At 39.7% G+C, this 16583-nt stretch carries 18 protein-coding genes; 1 reads left to right on the top strand and 17 read right to left on the bottom strand.

Annotation, left to right across the window (positions count from 1 at the left end; translation table 11 throughout):
- Positions 1-128: 128 nt before the first annotated feature.
- A complete protein-coding gene (locus tag RDV78_08755) occupies positions 129-590 on the bottom strand; it encodes a QueT transporter family protein (protein MDS1030555.1) in 462 nt (153 codons plus the stop codon).
- 151 nt (positions 591-741) lie between these two features.
- On the opposite strand from RDV78_08755, the gene RDV78_08760 reads away from it, so the two are divergent.
- Positions 742-1182 carry a MarR family transcriptional regulator gene (locus tag RDV78_08760; protein MDS1030556.1) on the top strand — a complete coding sequence of 147 codons (441 nt, stop codon included), beginning with the start codon at positions 742-744 and terminating at the stop codon, positions 1180-1182.
- A 4-nt stretch (positions 1183-1186) separates the two neighbouring features.
- Here the strand turns inward: RDV78_08760 and dnaB are convergent, their stop codons facing one another.
- The 16 genes from dnaB to RDV78_08840 all read right to left on the bottom strand — a co-directional run bounded on the left by dnaB (position 1187) and on the right by RDV78_08840 (position 16136).
- On the bottom strand, positions 1187-2515 hold the full coding sequence (gene dnaB, locus RDV78_08765; GenBank protein MDS1030557.1) for a replicative DNA helicase: 1329 nt from the start codon (positions 2513-2515) through the stop codon (positions 1187-1189).
- Between the two features lie 9 nt (positions 2516-2524).
- Positions 2525-4426 carry a Lon family ATP-dependent protease gene (lonC, locus tag RDV78_08770; GenBank protein ID MDS1030558.1) on the bottom strand — a complete coding sequence of 634 codons (1902 nt, stop codon included), beginning with the start codon at positions 4424-4426 and terminating at the stop codon, positions 2525-2527.
- A gap of 52 nt (positions 4427-4478) precedes the next feature.
- Entirely contained in the window at positions 4479-4925 is a 447-nt protein-coding gene (rplI, locus tag RDV78_08775; protein ID MDS1030559.1) for a 50S ribosomal protein L9, read from the bottom strand.
- 112 nt (positions 4926-5037) lie between these two features.
- Positions 5038-6009 (bottom strand): YybS family protein, encoded by a 972-nt coding sequence (locus RDV78_08780; GenBank protein ID MDS1030560.1) that lies wholly within the window; start codon positions 6007-6009, stop codon positions 5038-5040.
- 66 nt (positions 6010-6075) lie between these two features.
- On the bottom strand, positions 6076-6306 hold the full coding sequence (rpsR, locus tag RDV78_08785) for a 30S ribosomal protein S18 (protein MDS1030561.1): 231 nt from the start codon (positions 6304-6306) through the stop codon (positions 6076-6078).
- An 18-nt stretch (positions 6307-6324) separates the two neighbouring features.
- Entirely contained in the window at positions 6325-6735 is a 411-nt protein-coding gene (gene ssb / locus RDV78_08790; protein MDS1030562.1) for a single-stranded DNA-binding protein, read from the bottom strand.
- A 14-nt stretch (positions 6736-6749) separates the two neighbouring features.
- Positions 6750-7049 carry a 30S ribosomal protein S6 gene (gene rpsF, locus RDV78_08795; protein ID MDS1030563.1) on the bottom strand — a complete coding sequence of 100 codons (300 nt, stop codon included), beginning with the start codon at positions 7047-7049 and terminating at the stop codon, positions 6750-6752.
- A gap of 103 nt (positions 7050-7152) precedes the next feature.
- Positions 7153-7338 (bottom strand): DUF951 domain-containing protein, encoded by a 186-nt coding sequence (locus RDV78_08800; protein ID MDS1030564.1) that lies wholly within the window; start codon positions 7336-7338, stop codon positions 7153-7155.
- Between the two features lies 1 nt (position 7339).
- Positions 7340-8461 (bottom strand): mechanosensitive ion channel family protein, encoded by a 1122-nt coding sequence (locus RDV78_08805; GenBank protein ID MDS1030565.1) that lies wholly within the window; start codon positions 8459-8461, stop codon positions 7340-7342.
- A 14-nt stretch (positions 8462-8475) separates the two neighbouring features.
- Positions 8476-9576, bottom strand: a complete 1101-nt coding sequence (locus RDV78_08810) for an iron-containing alcohol dehydrogenase family protein (protein MDS1030566.1) — start codon at positions 9574-9576, stop codon at positions 8476-8478.
- Between the two features lie 4 nt (positions 9577-9580).
- Positions 9581-10495: a HEAT repeat domain-containing protein gene (locus RDV78_08815; GenBank protein ID MDS1030567.1), complete on the bottom strand. Its 915-nt coding sequence runs from the start codon at positions 10493-10495 to the stop codon at positions 9581-9583.
- A 9-nt stretch (positions 10496-10504) separates the two neighbouring features.
- Positions 10505-11089 (bottom strand): sulfurtransferase-like selenium metabolism protein YedF, encoded by a 585-nt coding sequence (yedF, locus tag RDV78_08820; GenBank protein MDS1030568.1) that lies wholly within the window; start codon positions 11087-11089, stop codon positions 10505-10507.
- A 1-nt stretch (position 11090) separates the two neighbouring features.
- Positions 11091-12134 carry a selenide, water dikinase SelD gene (gene selD, locus RDV78_08825; protein MDS1030569.1) on the bottom strand — a complete coding sequence of 348 codons (1044 nt, stop codon included), beginning with the start codon at positions 12132-12134 and terminating at the stop codon, positions 11091-11093.
- An 18-nt stretch (positions 12135-12152) separates the two neighbouring features.
- Positions 12153-13568 carry an aminopeptidase gene (locus tag RDV78_08830; GenBank protein MDS1030570.1) on the bottom strand — a complete coding sequence of 472 codons (1416 nt, stop codon included), beginning with the start codon at positions 13566-13568 and terminating at the stop codon, positions 12153-12155.
- Positions 13552-14367 (bottom strand): 4Fe-4S double cluster binding domain-containing protein, encoded by an 816-nt coding sequence (locus RDV78_08835; protein MDS1030571.1) that lies wholly within the window; start codon positions 14365-14367, stop codon positions 13552-13554. The genes RDV78_08830 and RDV78_08835 overlap by 17 nt, the downstream gene beginning before the upstream one ends.
- Positions 14368-14429: 62 nt before the next feature.
- Positions 14430-16136 (bottom strand): HAMP domain-containing methyl-accepting chemotaxis protein, encoded by a 1707-nt coding sequence (locus tag RDV78_08840; protein MDS1030572.1) that lies wholly within the window; start codon positions 16134-16136, stop codon positions 14430-14432.
- Positions 16137-16583: the final 447 nt, after the last annotated feature.

Below are 16583 nucleotides of genomic sequence, written 5' to 3' on the forward strand. Positions count from 1 at the left end.
TTTACTGTTTTTCAATCATTTTGTCAACCTAAACCCGAATAATAATACCGTATACAATATTTATTATTCGGTATTTTGTCAAACATTTTACCCAAATAAACCCAAAAATAGCAAAACAGGTTATATCCTTAGAAAAATCGACCTGTTTTAGCAAATCTTTTAAGAACTGTAATTAATAAGTGGCCTAAAGTAAAAACAACAAAAGCCTCACTTAACCCGATGCTTAAAACTGTTGCCCAATAGGGCCATTTAAAAATAACATGCAAATAAAGGCTAACGAAAATAGCATTAAAAAGGATTGGCGATAAATAAGCAATAATGGAATTTCGAAAAACATACGTAACGTAGGCTGCCAACAAAGTAGTTAAACTTCCTCCAATAATATCCACCAATCCTAAGCCCCCAAAGGAATTAGCAACCAGCGCTCCTACAAATACACCTGGAATAGCTTCGGGAAAAAGCATCGGCAGTAGTGTCAAACTTTCCGCAAACCTTATTTGAACAATTCCGTAGGAAAGGGGCTGTAACGCCAAACATAACACTATGTAAAGAGCAGCAATTAAACCTGCCCTAGCTATCTTAATTACCATACAATTACTCCTTTATAGTTTTTATAACCATCTTTGTACTTAGTTTATACATTATTGATTAGTTTAAACTATAATTGCAATTTTTAAGTCTTGTTAATTATTTTAAACATATATTAAATTAATGAAAATATTTAAGGAAGGGTGAATACTTATGGAAAATCAGCAGCCTTTGGCAGAACAAATAGATATAGTTTTTACAGAACTATTCCATAAGCTTAGAATAGCCACGGCCTGTGAAGATGGGTTAACTGGAACACAATTTTTCACCTTGCGTTACATCGTTGCCAATCAAAAAGTTACAATTAGCGATTTAGCGTCGACAATTAATGTGACCTTAAGTGCTATTACAGGTTTAGTTAATCGTTTAGTGAAACTCGAGTTAGTCAGGCGGCAAAAATCAGAAGGGGATCGGAGAAACGTTTGGGTTTTTCCTACGGAAAAAGGCATTGCCTTAATAAAAGCTGCCAATTTACGCCGCCAAGAACTTATTACCCATTACCTACAGAATATTTCTCCTGAGGCTTTATTTGGTCTAAAGCAGTTTTGTCAACATCTTACTAAGTCCTTACAAATAAATTCCACTCTGGAGTAAGTGTTTAAGGTTGCTGTGCTAAATCTAAAAACTTAGTGTATTCTCCTAAAAAAGCTACTTCAATACTGCCTGTAGGCCCATGACGATGCTTAGCAACAATAATTTCGGCAATTCCTTTTTTATCTGTTTCCGGGTCATAGTATTCAGGGCGATGAATAAATAAAACACAGTCGCTGTCCTGCTCAATTGAACCTGATTCCCGCAAATGACTTAAGGCCGGTTTTTTGTCATGGGTCTGTTCTACAGCTCTGCTTAACTGGGATAATGCCAGCACAGGCAAATCCAATTCACGGGCTAGTGCTTTTAAAGAACGAGATATCTCTGAAATTTCCTGTTGGCGGTTTTCAGTTCTATGGTTGGATTTCATGAGCTGCAAATAGTCTACGATAATTAATCCCAAGCCTTTTTCGGCTTTTAACCTACGAGTTTTTCCCCTGATTTCCATAACTCCAATGTTAGGAGTATCATCGATATAGATAGGGGCATCTTCCAACCTTGCCGCTGCCGCTGCTAACTTCTGCCAGTCCTCCCCCTGCAGGTAGCCAGAGCGAAGTTTTTGCTGATCCACCATAGCCTCAGCAGATAAAATACGCTGTACTAATTGTTCTTTAGACATTTCCAAACTAAAAATAGCTACAGGTATTTTCTGCTTTATAGCCACTTTTTGAGCAATATTGAGACAGAAAGCAGTCTTCCCCATCCCAGGCCTAGCTGCACAAATAATTAAATCACTTTTATGTAAACCTGAAAGGAGCTTGTCCAAGTCCCTAAAGGTAGGAACTCCTGTGGCTTCACCTTTATGCTCAGCTAAATATTCTAAATGCTCAATAGTAGAAAGCAGCAGTTCTTTAATTGGTGTAAAAAAATTACTCCGCCGCCGCTCGGCAATTCTTAAAATCATGCTTTCTGCTTGATCCAAAAGCTGTTCTACATTTTCTGTTCCTTCATACCCAATTTGGGCAATTTGGGTTGCTGCATTGACAAGGGACCTTAAAAGGGATTTCTCTGCCACAATTTGAGCATAATACCGGGCATTAGCCGCCGTAGGAACAACACTAGAAAGAAGGGATACATAAGTAACCCCACCAACCTTCTCCAGCATGTTATTCTTGCGTAACTCATCAGTTAAAGTTACAAGATCTACGGCTTGATTTTGCTCATTCAACTCTAAAATTATTTCATAAATTATGCGATGAGAGTCCTGGTAAAAATCTTCACTTTTTAAGACTTCCATTACACTATAAATTGCTTCCTTGTCAAGAAGCATAGAACCCAAGACAGCTTGCTCTGCTTCTAAATTTTGAGGTGGAACCCGATCAATCAAAATACTCATTTTCTCACCTTAATTCTCAGCAAAGGCCCATTTAACAGCCTCTTCAATTGTCGCCACGGGGATGACCTTAATACCTTTTAAGCCTACTGGCACATCTTTTTTATTGGCCTCAGGAATAATTACCCTAGTCATGCCGGCTTGTTTTGCTCCATAGATTTTTTCGCAAATTCCACCTACCGGTTTAACTTTCCCTTGGATAGATATTTCCCCAGTAACGGCTACATTTTGTCTTAAAGGTTTATTTAATATAGTACTTAACAACACTAAGCAAATGGCTGTACCTGCTGATGGGCCGTCAATGTTGCCGCCGCCGACCACATTTATGTGCAAATCATAATCGTCAATTTCAATTTCCTTTATTTTTCGCAGCACACTGCCTGCGTTAAAAACAGAATCTTTGGCCATACTGCCTGCCGTATCATTAAAACGAATTTTTCCTTTCCCTTTTTCTCCTGTTTTAAAAGCAACAGCTTCGATTTCAATGACGGAGCCTACAAAGCCAGAGACACCTAAGCCAAATATTCTTCCTACTTCCGGTTGAAGACTAGCTTTTTCCGTCACATAAGGAGTCAAGCGAGAAGCCTGTACAACTTCAAAAACATGTTCTGCAGTAATTACCAATGGATCTGAAGGCAAATCAGCTAAAGAAGCTTGATACAGTGCTACTCCATAGGCATCTGCTAAAATATTGTTAGCCTTTCTGCCTTCGATGGTATATTCACTAATAATATCAGGAACTAAAGGATCTATTTCTACTTCTAATTTTTGGGCTGCATTATTAATTATTTGTTTAATTTCCTTTGGGGTTAGGGGTTCAAAGTAAACTTCCGCACACCGGGAGCGAAGTGCAGGGTTTAATTCCCCTGGATCCCTAGTAGTAGCTCCAATTAAAATAAAGTCTGCCGGTGCCCCTTCTTCAAAGATTTTCTTAATGTAACTAGGAACATTTGGATCGTGAGGATCATAATAAGATGATTCAAATTCAACCTTTTTATCTTCAAGTACTTTTAGTAATTTATTCAGTAAAAGAGGGTCAACTTCTCCAATTTCGTCAATAAAGAGGATCCCCCCATGAGCATCTGTAACTAAACCTAATTTAGGCTCAGGAATACCCGTATCAGCCAAATCTCTCTTGGCACCCTGATAAATTGGATCATGGACAGAACCTAGTAAAGGATTAGTCACATCCCTAGGGTCCCAGCGCAAAGTTGCCCCGTTGACTTCGATAAAAGGAGCTTCCTTACGGAAAGAGGTTCTTTTAACACTTTTAGCCGCTTCCAGAGCCAGCCTAGCTGCAGTCGTCTTACCAACCCCTGGAGGACCATAGACAATAATATGCTGCGGAAAAGGGGAAGCTACCTTGGCCAGGAGAGCCCGCACTGCTCGTTCCTGACCCACAATTTCTTCTAATTTAGAAGGGCGCAGCACTTCCATAGCCGTTTTGGCTAACTGAATTTGATTTAACTTTTCCAATACAGCTAGTTTTTTTAAGGTTTGGGCATTTTCAGGCCCTGCATTTTCTTTTATAACCTGAAGCTTTATTTCCTGAATATATTCCTCATGACGTTCTTGCATTTTTTCAGCGATTTTAGCGTCTAATTTATCTTCCACTACACGCCGAGCCATATCGTTAGCTATTTCATCCTCTATTTCTTCTAAGATAACCGGTATTTCTTCTTGAACAGGTATTTGATCTAAAGTAGGATCTTCATAGACGATTTTTTGCAACGCCAGCACTTTGTCAGCAAGGTCCTTAGAACGTAGTAAGTCCAGAGCCTCTAATTTGCTGGCTTTTAAAACCAAACGGTCAGTCCCGTAAACATTGCACAATACCCGGAAAAGGGCTGCTACCTGTCGATCTTCTTCTTGGCTCTCAGCTGTAATGAAGCTAAAAATGTCGTTTATTTGCATATCTTGCTGTTCTTTTTCCACTTCTTAGACCTTCCTTTGCAATATGTGCTTGTTATTCCCCGGAGACTTGGACAGTAATTTTAGCACTCACTTGGGGATGAATACGTACCGTAATCGGGTAAGAACCTAAGGCTTTAATGGCTTCTTTTAAGTCAATTTTTCGCTTATCGACAGCAAGATTAAAATCCTTTTCTAAAAGCTCAGCAATTTCTTTGCTAGTCACAGAGCCAAAAAGTTTACCGTTCTCTCCCACTTTGCCGCTTATTTTCAGTATTTTGCCCTCAATTTTTTTTGCTGTTTCCTTAGCCTTTAAGATTTCCTGTTCTTTAAGTTGTAACTGTTTTTTCTTTGCTAGCTCTAATTCCTTCAGATTGCCGGCTGTTGCCTCTTTGGCTAACTTTTTGGGGAATAAATAGTTGCGGGCATATCCATCAGAAACATCAACAACGTCTCCTTTTGCCCCTAAACTCTTAACTTCTTTATTTAGAATAACTTTCATTTGCCATACCCCCAAACAATAAATTTCGTGCAAATTATTATGTAGCTAAAAATATATTAGTACTTCTGAAGCAAAAAAGATAGACCCTACAATCTGGCTAAATTGGTGCTTCCTAGCTTTTGCTTTTCCCCAATCGTCGATAGTCAAGAACAGTATCAAACATGCCTAGCAAAATTAAAAAGGAAATAGATACAGGTAAATTAAATACGGCTAACAAAATAAGCCCTAGTTTAATCAAAAGTAAATCAATTTTTTGAAAATAATATTTGACAACAGCTATACCTATAAAGGTGAATATTGGAAAATAGAAAATAACAATATTTTGCCCTACTGTTTTTAGTGGAGGCCAACCTAAGTAGTCTGTAAATAACCATGCCCCCAAGCCTAGAATAAATGGCCAGATAAAATACCAAGGCAACTTCCATTGAGAAAAGGGTGCTGCCTTTGGAATAGGAATACGTAATTTTTGCAGTATTTTCCGGCTAAGGAGCAAGCTTAATAAGGCATTTGCCAAAGAGCTTAATAACATATAAGCAGGAATTACTGCCTGGATAAAGGTAACCATTTGAGTAACCATTTGGCGTAATTCAGCTTCGGAGATGCCTTTTTGACTAAATTTTTCTAAAACGCCCATTTGCCGATACATCTGGAGACTTGAATTAACAACTCCTTGTAAATCAAATTGAAGGGGTGAAAAACCTGCTAAAGCAAAGAACAATCCCAGGGCCCCAATAGTTCCTCCAATAGCAGCCATGCTGCCATAAAATAATGTTTTTCCAAAGGACCAATGGTTTCTTAAAGCATACCCATAGACTAAGGCTGCTCCACCATATTGTAAAACTATAATTAAGGCCCTATAAGGAGTGGCAAAGATACTTAGTAAAAGAGCAGTTACCAGCATTCCAAGCAGGCCTGTGCGCATATCCTGCCTAATGCAAAGAATGATAATAGGAATAGTCCAAAGGAAATTAGTTATAATGCCCAAAAGAGGAATATATAGACCAAGTAAAGCTATGAGAACTGCAACTGCCGCTAATAGCGCCCCTTCAGCCAAAGATGAGGGTTTAAGGTATTCTCCCTTCATTTCTTACACCTTTCCTTTATTTAAAAAGTAGGAGGGAGCAGTGCTCCCTCCTTACTACCTTCTTGCTTATTCCGCTGTTGTAAAAGGCAACAAAGCAATATGCCTAGCCCTTTTAATAGCTGTTGTTAGCTGCCTTTGATGTCCGGCACAATTACCTGTAATTCTTCTAGGTAGTATTTTCCCACGTTCAGTCACATACTTTTTAAGCTTATGAACATCTTTGTAATCAATACCTTCGACTTTATCTACACAGAAACTACATACGCGTTTCCGGGAACGACGACGTTCACGTTTCATTTTATCCCCTCCTATACATTAAAATGGAAGATCATCTCCGGGAAGGTCAAAATCGGTAGAAAGGTTTGGCTCATTTCCAAAGTTTGTCCCACCGCTTTTATTTCCTTCCTTAGGCCAATCCAGGAACCTGACATTTTCAGCAACTACTTCTGATACTTGCCTTTTTTGCCCATCAGCTGCATCATAAGACCTGACTTGCAGTCTGCCTTCCACAGCAACTAAACGGCCCTTACCTAAGTTGTTAGCGCAAACCTCAGCTAGCTTTTGCCACACAACAATGCGAATAAAATCAGCTTCGCGTTGTCCTTGCTGATTAGCATACTGTCTGTCTACGGCTAAGGTAAAAGTAGCCACTGCTACTCCATTAGCTGTATAGCGCAGTTCTGGGTCCCTAGTCAAGCGCCCGATTAATATAACCTTATTCAGCAAGGTTAACACCCCTTTTAGCTGGCTTTTTCTTCATCTAAGCGAACGACTAAGTAACGCAGCATCTCATCAGTGATTTTGAAAATACGCTCTAGTTCTTGTGCTGCTGCTGGCTCACTTTTGAAGTTCATCAGCACATAAAAACCATCATGGTATTTATCCACCTCATAAGCAAGTCTGCGTTTACCCCATTGGTCAACCTTAGTAACTTCTCCACCGTTGCCTTCAACGATTTGTTTAAATCTCTCAACTAAAGCTGCTGTTTGTTCTTCTTCTACGTCAGGTTTAATAATGTATAGGGTTTCATAATTACGCACGACACTTCACCTCCCTTCGGACTTAAGGCCCCCTACGGAGCAGGGATCAGCAGTTATGCAACTGCTAGTTTATTATTATAACATTAGAAATTGTTAAATACAACTATTCCTGAGGAATCAATACTTTTTTCACTCTTTTTTCAAAATCTGTTCTAGAAAGCATGACTAAACGCCCGCATTTTAAACATTTAATTTTGAAATCCATACCCACCCGAGTTATCTGCCATTGATTGCTTCCGCAAGGGTGTGGTTTACGCATTTCAACTATATCTCCTAGGTTAAACTGCATTTTACCCCCTCAGCTCCTCTGACTGTTGAGTTTGATTTAAATTTTCATTTGCAGGGTTAGTTATAATTACTCTCTTAGGGTAAGGTATCTCAATTCCGTGAGCATCTAAAGCTTGTTTTAACTTCTTACGCAATACTCTTTCCGCTTCCCACTGTTCTCCTGCTAAAGTCCGGGCAGTTACTCTAATTACAACATCAAAATCCCGCAGTTCGGTAACTCCTTGGACAACAGGGACTTCGATTAAAGAAGGTATTTCCTCAGCAGCTTCCTGGCAAGCTTGGCGTAAAACTTCTAAAGCGTAGTCTAAATCCACTTCATAAGAAATACCTAAATTAACTACAGCTAACATTTGCCCGCGGTTAAAATTTGTTACTTTGGTAATCTCTCCATTTGGAATAATATGCAGCTGTCCTGTCCATTCCCTAATTTTAGTAGTCCTTAGTCCTAGCTCTTCGACAGTGCCCGTTACCCCCGCTGTTGTAATATATTCCCCAACTGTAAATTGATCTTCAAAAATTATAAAAAAACCTGTAATTACATCCTTAACTAAGCTTTGGGCACCAAAGCCTACAGCTAAACCTACAATTCCAGCTCCAGCAAGTATAGAACCAGTCTTTACATTAAACACTTCTAGAATCATCATGGCTGCAATAAAATAAATGGTATATTTTAAAATACTGCGCAGTAAAGCTCTCAGAGTTCCAGCCCGGCGATGAAGGCTAAAGACTGTTCCATTTTCCTGCTCTAGGAATAAATGGTCTACTACAGCCCAGCCTAGTTTTAAGATTAAGCGGCTGGCCACTAAAATTAAGATAACTCTCAGTATTTTAAAGCTGTATTGTTCTAAATCTTCAGCTTCAACAAAACCGATATTTAATAATTCCAGGCCAATAATACCGCCTACAATGTACCCTGAGTAAATTAAAAATTTTTTAATTGTATTTTCTAAATTAGACACTAAAGTCTCATCAGCAGTAGTATTTTGGGCCCGATAAATTTTAAAGAAATGTCCCACTATTAAATTAACTACTTGGATTCCCAAGCGTATTAAAACAATTATGCCTACTGCCTCCAAAAGATTCAAACCTACCTGATAACTGAACAAGGACTGCATTACCGGCATAAACATCCTCCATTTTAATTTAATAAACTTTCCTCATAGATAGTATAAAGATCTTCAACTGTAGCTGGATAAGGATGGTTACGTAATTTTTCCAAGTTATTAGCTGCGTTTTGCAGATATAGTTGTAAGTCTGCTTCTGTAAAATGTTCTTCAGAGCCTACGCTAAGTATTTCTTTTAAAAAGCTGCCTAGCTCTGACAAATTTACAAATCCTAACTTTTCTAAAATTATCTTAACCCTCTTTTGATCTTGGTGAAATGCCAAAAAGGACTGCAATAATAGGCCATTAGCCTTGCCATGGGCTATACCTTTTTCCAGAGTCAATTGGTAGCCAAGGAAATGGGGTATAGAAGTTCTAGCTATGGCAATGACCATTCCCGCTAAATTAGAAGCAAGAAGCAGTTTTTCCCGTACTTCCTGCTGGAATTTACGTTCCTGTATAAATTGTAGGCATTCAGCAAAAATAGCCAATCCCTTTTCGGCTAAAGCATCGCTGTAGGGATTAGTGTTTCTAGTTAAATATCCTTCAATTAAATGGGACAGAGCATCAATAGCTGTATTAACTGCCACTTGTGGAGGCACTGAGGCTGTGTAATTAGCATCTAAAAAACAAACCTCTGGAAAAAGATTAGTTGGTAAAGTTCTTTTCCTTCTGCTTTTCCAATCTGTAATTACAGCATAAGGAGTTATTTCTGACCCTGTTCCGGCAGTAGTAGGTATGGCCGCCACAGGAAAATAGTCTAGTCCACTCTGGGTAAATAAAGTTTCTTCGGAACACTTACTGGCTGCCATTATACTAATAGCTTTGGCAGCATCTAAAGGGGAACCTCCTCCTATACCTACTACAAAATCTATTTCCTTTTTCTGAGCAATTTTAGCCCCTTGGATAACTGTTTCCATAGAAGGGTTTTCCTCAACATCACTAAAAATAGCATAGCTAATTTGCTGCTTTGCTAAAATATTTTCTACATCAGCTAAAGCACCGCTTTTTTGGGCAGAACTATGGCCTGTCACCAATAAAGCCCGAGTTCCTAAATTAGTTAAAAAATCTGATTTCTGAAGAATTATATTATTTCCAGCAAAAACTTTAGTAGGAATAGCATAACTTAGTTCCATCTTTTTACTTGTCCTCCTTAACATAAGCCTGATTTGCAGCAGCAATTTCTTCTAAAGCTTCTTCCGCACTAGTCTTCAGGTGCCAATCTTCAGCAGAGGATAGCTTTTGTAAATAAGGAACGGCTTCCTTATATTTTAACTTGCCGAGGCCCCGGGCGGCAGCAGCCTGGACTTTCCAATGGCTATCCTTTAAAGCCCTCAGCAGCATAGGCCCTGCTTCGGGAAAATGGCTTAAACCAGTTACCGCTTGGGCTCGCACATCTCCCTCTGGGTCAGTAAGGCAGCTTTCCAAACCTGGCAAAGAGTTTTTATCTTTAAGCTCCCCAAGGAGCTCTAAAATCTGAATCTTCCCTCGGCTATCGGCCTGAGGCAGTGCTTTTAAGATGTACGGAACTGCCTCTGAGCCAAAAGCTGTTAAGATTTCCCCACTTCGAGCAGGCAAAATACGGCTTGGAAACAATAAAGCATCTACGGCATAAGGCACAGCCTCAATAAGACCTAACCTAACTATAGTCTGGCAAGCTAAAAAACTAATCCGTTCTTCCCGGTTGGTTAATAGTTCAAACAAAAGAGGCAGGCTTTTTTCCGAACCAATTAGGGCTAATACCTCTAAAGCCAGGTCTCTTTTGGCATTTCGTTCTCCTAAGGCACCTAGATAAATGCCTTCTAGCCCTAGCTCATGGCAGGCTGTTTTTAGATTTGGCCAAATCTCCTTTGAAGAAGGGAAATGAGCAGTTAGCCACGCTGCTATTTCCCAAGGGTCACGGTTTTCTAGAACCTTCCTGGCTTCTGCTACTGAGGAATTTTCTTTCGGCCAGCTTAATTTTTCCCTTTCTTGGCTATTCTTTTTTTTCCGCCTCAGTCCAAAGCCCACGGTCAGCAATGTCACGATGGCTAAAAGTAAAATCAAGTATTTCATTTTTCACCTTTATAAAGAAATAACTTTAACTGCTAGGTTTAATTGGCCCACAATATTATACATGTTGGTAACTTTACCTATACAAAGTTTTTCTTTTAAATGATAAAAGTCCAGACATGTACCGCAAGCCAATATTTCCACGCCTTTCTTTTCCAAGGCAATTAGTTCGGACAAAATTTCAGAGCCTTCGCAAGCCAATTTTACCCCTGAATTTAGAAAGATAACCCTAACCGGCGCACACTCACTTTCAGCTAAACTATAGAAAAAGCTGCGCATTAGTATTTGCCCTAACTCATCATCCCCTTGGCCTAACTTATCTGAGCTTACTAAGTACAAAGCACCGCCTTCGATGGTTAAACCCGTCTCCATTCCTTGCTGTGGTTTTTTATTAATATGAACATAATATTCAGTGCCCTTGTTTTCAACCTTAACCTGGCAGTGCATGCTCTCAGCCAGTCTGACTACATTATCTTTAGCGACTTCGTTATCAACAATGGTCACAATTTTCCCTTGTTCCAAATTTTCAAGAGCCTTTTTAGTCATAATAACTGGTTGAGGGCAGGACATACCTCTCACATCAACTTGTTTTTCCATTTTAATTCCCCTCTACAATAATTTTTCCGGCACCATGCACTACAACTCCTATTATGCTGGCTTCCATTCCCTTTTTTGCTAAAGCTTTTAAATACAGATCAGCTTGGCTTTGAGGCAAAGCTGCTAATAGTCCTCCTGCCGTCTGGGGGTCACAAAGTAGATCCTTATCTACATCTCCAATTTGACCCAGCCAGTCAACATTTTGCTGTAAGTAAGCCAGATTCCTTCTAGCCCCTCCGGGAACAATTCCCATTTGGGCGTAATCGTAGGCACCAGTTATAACTGGTATTTTTCCTAACTGCAACTTAAAAGAAACTTTACTGTCTTTAACCATCTCCCAAGCATGGCCTAAAAGTCCAAAACCTGTAACATCTGTGCAAGCATGAGCTTCAAAATCTTTTAGCAGCTCTGCTGCGGTTTTGTTTAATTCAAGCATTGTATCCACTACTGCATCCATTTCCCTGGCAGTAAGCAGCTCACCTTTTAAAGCAGTAGTTAAAATTCCTACACCAATTGGTTTCGTTAAAACTAGTGCATCTCCCTCTTGAGCCCCTTGGTTGGTTAAAATTTCCTGAGGGTCCACTATTCCCGTAACGGCCATGCCATATTTAGGTTCACTATCTTCTACAGTATGACCTCCTACTAAAAGGGCTTCCGCTTCTTTTAGTTTTTCTGCGCCGCCGGCTAGAATCTCTCGTAAAATTCCTAAATCTAAGCAGCTAGTTGGAAAGGTAATAATATTCATTGCCGTCAACGGTTTGCCTCCCATGGCATAAACATCACTTAAACTGTTAACAGCTGCTACCTGACCAAAAATATAGGGATCATCAACCATGGGAGTAAAAAAATCAACTGTTTGTACTAGTGCTGTTTCCTCTGTTAACTTATAAACTCCGGCGTCGTCCATAGTTGCCCCGGAAACAAGCAAATTAGGGTGTGCAAACTCAGGCAATGTTTTTAAAAGGTCTGTTAAGGTCCCCGGACCTACTTTAGCTGCTCAGCCTGCGGCTTTAGCGTATTGGGTTAAACGTATTTTTTCCGCCATTTTAACACCCTCTTTGCTTTACTTTTCCCAGAAAGTCCGATAAGCCTTGTAAGCCATATAGATATCGGCTTTACTAGCAACCTCCAGGGGAGCATGAATGCTTAAAAGGGCAAGGCCACAGTCTAAGGTTTCAAAGCCTTGGTCTGCTAAAAATTGGGCAATAGTGCCCCCGCCCCCTTGATCTACTTTGCCTAGTTCTCCTACTTGCCACACCACACCATGTTCATTAAATAAATTTCTTATTTCTCCTACAAACTCCGCATGGGCATCATTGGCATCGTATTTGCCGCCGGCACCTGTATATTTCGTTAAAACTACGCCCCGGCCTAAAGCAGCTGCGTTTCTTTTATCCATTACTCCTTCATAGTTAGGATCCTCAGCAGCAACCACATCGGCAGATAGTGCTTGGGAATTATTTAATACCTCTAGGGCAAGTGTGTTTTTCTTCTCTAAAAGGCACATCCTTGCCAACAGATATTCTAGAAATCTAGATTTGGCTCCTGTATTGCCCATACTTCCAATTTCTTCTTTATCCGTAAAAAAAGCAAGAGCAGTTTTTTGCGGCTTTTCCAATTCACAGATTGCCGTAAAACTAGGAAAGGCACAGGCCCGGTCATCTTGTCCATAAGCACCTATCATACTGCGATCTAACCCTAAATCCCTAGCTTTGCCCGCTGGAACTATTTCAATTTCAGAGCTAATTAAATCCTCTTCAAGTAAATCATACTCTCGGTGCAACTGATCTAGAAGTGCTAATTTTACTTTTTCCTTTACCTCTTCATCACTATAGGGAATACTGCCTACAAGTAGGTTTAAGCTCTCTCCAGTAACCCCTTCCGTCATGGTTTTTTTCATTTGTTCTTTAGCTAAATGTGGCAAAAGATCTGTTATGGTGAAAATTGGGTCAGAATCCTTTTCACCAATTGCTATTTTAATTTTCTTCCCTTGAGAATTAACAATTACTCCATGAATCGCCAAAGGGATTGTTAACCATTGATATTTTTTAATTCCCCCATAGTAATGGGTTTTTAAGAGTCCTAAACCTTCACTTTCATAAAGGGGATTGGGTTTTAGGTCCAAACGTGGAGCATCTAAATGTGCCCCAACTAAATGGACACCTTCAGCAAGGGGTGTAGCACCCATAATCCCTAAGACTACCATTTTGCCGCGGTTAACACTGTAAAATTTTTGTCCCGGAGCGATTTGACCTTGGGCTATATATTCTTCCAAAGCCCTAAATCCAGCTTTTTGGGCTTGTTCAACTATGTATTCTACCCCTTCCCTTTCTGTCTTGGCACGGTCTAAAAAAGTTTTATACTTTTCATTTAAACTGAAAATTTGCTCCTTTTCCTGTTCTCCTATCTTTTCCCACACTAGTTGTTCTTTCCAAATAAGTTTCTTTTCTAATTCTTGACCTTTACTTAACTCCGACATTTTCATTCCTCCTAGTTGACTTCTTACCCCAAGGGCAAACGGCTAGACAGCGGCCGCAAATCCTTTTTCCAAAAGTCACACGTACTTTACTTAAATATTCATCGCATTGTTTGGCAGCAAAACGCTTTTCCAAAGGATCTTCTCCTTTAAATTCTTCCCCAGTTAAAGCAGCAGCCGGGCACGCTTCTACACAAGCTCTGCATTGTCCACATTTATTATCTAAGGGTTGATCCGTAGGCAGCTGTGCTTCTGTCAGCACAGTTACTAACCTCAATCGAGGGCCGTATTGAGGATTAATCAAGGAGCAATTTCTCCCAATCCAGCCTAACCCTGCTAGGCTCCCTGCCAAACGGTGGGAAAAAATTCCCGCCAACTTATCCTCAGTCACTCTTTGGGAAGCAGGAATGGGAAAAGCTTCGTATCCTTCATCCTGAAGAATATTAGCTATCCTTAAAGCTAAATCATCTAATCTAGTATTTAAAACCTTGTAATAATGTAAATATGTATGGGTAGGTCCTGCCTCTAACTGATTTACAACTCCCCTTGGATAAGGCATTCCCAAGACAACTGCCCTATCTAAATGCAATAAATCCTCACCGTAAATGTCAGCGATATAATCTTTCACTGTTGACAAATCGGCAACGCCAAAGAGACTGGCTCCCCTCTCTTGTACCAAGTTTTGCAACCTCTCCCGTAGAGCTTCCCCTTCCATAATCAAATACACGCCTCCCTTAGTTGTATTACCTTTAACTAATAATATAGCATAGCATTGCCAAAAAGCACCTAAATTAATGGCCAAAAATTAAAACTGCCCTACCATTGCATTTGTTCCATGGTAAGGCAGCAATTAACTAAGTAGTATTAAAATTTAAATTTAGCAATTAAGTCTTGTAGTTCTCCGGCATCTTGTTCAATTGCTTGAGAAGCTGCAGTTAAACGCTCAATATGAGCAGACTGATCTTGAATTGATGCAGCAATTTCTTCCGTAGAAGCTGCCGTTTCTTCTGTAATTGCTTTAATATCTTCCACATAGCCAGCTACATTCCGACTGGAATCAGCTATCTGTTGAATAGCTTTAGTTGACTCTGCAATGCGCACTGTAATTTCCTCAACAGATTGCAAAACATGTTGAAAAGCTCTGTCCGTTTTTTGAATGGTTGTCATACCTTGTTGCACTTCAGTAGTGCTTGCGGACATTGCATCTACAGTTTCTTCAGTAGCAGCTTGAATACTTGTTACTAGCTGGGTAATCTCCTGGGCCGCCCCTTTGGATTGTTCCGCTAGCTTGCGTATTTCTTCTGCTACAACTGTAAAGCCACGTCCGTTTTCTCCAGCTCGAGCAGCTTCAATAGCTGCATTGAGGGCTAAAAGGTTTGTCTGTTCGGAAATATTTTTAATCATATCTAACATTATGGCAATTTGTCCCGAACGCTCTCCTAATCCTTGTACCTCCTGAGCCGAAAATTCTACGGTTTTTTTAATCCTTTCCATCTGGCTTATGGCATTTGCCACTGCCTGCTGTCCTTCTATGGTCACATTTTTTGTTTGTTGAGTCTGGTTCACAATTTCTTGGTTGGAAACAGAGATATTAGTAATAGTGTTAGCTATGTCATTTAGCTTTAAAACTGCATTCTCAATACCATTTGCTTGCTCCTCAGCTCCAGTAGCTAGTTGAGCGGAAGATTTGGCCACTTGCTCAGTTACAGCGTTGGAATTAGCAGCAGTATCAGCTAAAGTCTTACTTTGCTGCAGCACTAGTTGGGCAATTTTATAGATGGAGCTAATCATATGTTGAATAGTTTGCAGCATCTTATTAGTTGAATGAGCCAATTTCTCAATTTCATCGCCAGTCTTAATCTCTATTCTCTTAGTTAAGTCTCCTCCTGCCTCGGCCATTTCGCCAAGTATTGCAGAAACTACTTGCAGTGGTTTACTATAATAACGAGCTAAGAAAATACTTAAGGTTAGGGCAAACAAACTAGCTATAAAGCTAAAGATAAAAATATTTCTGCGAAGTTTCCCTAGCTCACTTGCTATTTTATCAGCCGAAATATCTACTCCAAGAAATGCAACTATTCGTCCCTGACCATTAAAAATCGGGGCATAAGCTGATTTATAAGTACCCCACTTATCCGTATAGTACCCTTTCGTGTTTACAATTTTTCCTTGCAAAGCTTCCCGCATTTCCGGTTCTAACTCATATTCCTCCCCAATGGGAGAAGGATCTGTTGACGTATCTAAGACAAAATATCCTAAAGTATTGTTTTTTTGAGCCATTGTATAAATTGCAGCAATATCTGGATTATTTTTTTGGACTTGCAGCAGCTTAGTAAGCTGCTGTTTAAATATAATTGTTTTCTCATCACCAGGGTGAAACAAGGCATGCTGGTCGCTATTAATGATTAGGGCACTGGCACTAGCAATCCCTTTTAATTTGTTATCAAATTCATTTTTTAAAACCTTGGCCGCAGCACAATAAGTTAAACTGCCGACAGCAGTTGTCACCGCTATTGTTAATAGGATAAAAGCAGTTGCCAACTTAACCCTAATTGAAAGCTTAAACTTCATTAAGGAACATCTCCCTAAAATAAACTCCAAAAGCAACTGTATTTCTTTTCATTATAAATACATCTGTCTATTATTCAACGTTTTTTTACTATTTTATGGAATATAAACCAAAAGGGTTACTATTGTTTTTAGTTCCTTAAAATTCCTTCATATTATTCAAGGACCAGGAAATACTAGAACTACAGAGTCACTGAATGCTTTTTATCTACACGTTGCAAGTACTTGACAAATTTAACAAACTAATTGTTCTAAATTCTCAGCGACTACTCGGAAAAATAATCGAACTTTATTACGGGTAGATAATAAGCATCCAAACTCTTTAATGGAAACTACCTCTCGGTAGTTTCCTTTTATTTGTGCGCCCAGCATGGGCGCTTGCTCGTCGGTGAAAGTCCGATACGGGGGTTGATAGTGCCAACCGTTAGCCTAAGACAAGGGTGTCCATCG

This window comes from Bacillota bacterium LX-D, assembly GCA_031628995.1.
Taxonomy (GTDB): domain Bacteria; phylum Bacillota; class DUOV01; order DUOV01; family Zhaonellaceae; genus JAVLUO01.

Bases quoted from the DNA above. Each gene is read 5' to 3' on its own strand.
- RDV78_08755 (MDS1030555.1), bottom strand. From the start codon at position 590: ATGGTAATTAAGATAGCTAGGGCAGGTTTAATTGCTGCTCTTTACATA.
- RDV78_08760 (MDS1030556.1), top strand. From the start codon at position 742: ATGGAAAATCAGCAGCCTTTGGCAGAACAAATAGATATAGTTTTTACA.
- dnaB (MDS1030557.1), bottom strand. From the start codon at position 2,515: ATGAGTATTTTGATTGATCGGGTTCCACCTCAAAATTTAGAAGCAGAG.
- lonC (MDS1030558.1), bottom strand. From the start codon at position 4,426: ATGCAAATAAACGACATTTTTAGCTTCATTACAGCTGAGAGCCAAGAA.
- rplI (MDS1030559.1), bottom strand. From the start codon at position 4,925: ATGAAAGTTATTCTAAATAAAGAAGTTAAGAGTTTAGGGGCAAAAGGA.
- RDV78_08780 (MDS1030560.1), bottom strand. From the start codon at position 6,009: ATGAAGGGAGAATACCTTAAACCCTCATCTTTGGCTGAAGGGGCGCTA.
- rpsR (MDS1030561.1), bottom strand. From the start codon at position 6,306: ATGAAACGTGAACGTCGTCGTTCCCGGAAACGCGTATGTAGTTTCTGT.
- RDV78_08800 (MDS1030564.1), bottom strand. From the start codon at position 7,338: ATGCAGTTTAACCTAGGAGATATAGTTGAAATGCGTAAACCACACCCT.
- RDV78_08805 (MDS1030565.1), bottom strand. From the start codon at position 8,461: ATGCCGGTAATGCAGTCCTTGTTCAGTTATCAGGTAGGTTTGAATCTT.
- RDV78_08810 (MDS1030566.1), bottom strand. From the start codon at position 9,576: ATGGAACTAAGTTATGCTATTCCTACTAAAGTTTTTGCTGGAAATAAT.
- RDV78_08815 (MDS1030567.1), bottom strand. From the start codon at position 10,495: ATGAAATACTTGATTTTACTTTTAGCCATCGTGACATTGCTGACCGTG.
- yedF (MDS1030568.1), bottom strand. From the start codon at position 11,089: ATGGAAAAACAAGTTGATGTGAGAGGTATGTCCTGCCCTCAACCAGTT.
- RDV78_08830 (MDS1030570.1), bottom strand. From the start codon at position 13,568: ATGTCGGAGTTAAGTAAAGGTCAAGAATTAGAAAAGAAACTTATTTGG.
- RDV78_08840 (MDS1030572.1), bottom strand. From the start codon at position 16,136: ATGAAGTTTAAGCTTTCAATTAGGGTTAAGTTGGCAACTGCTTTTATC.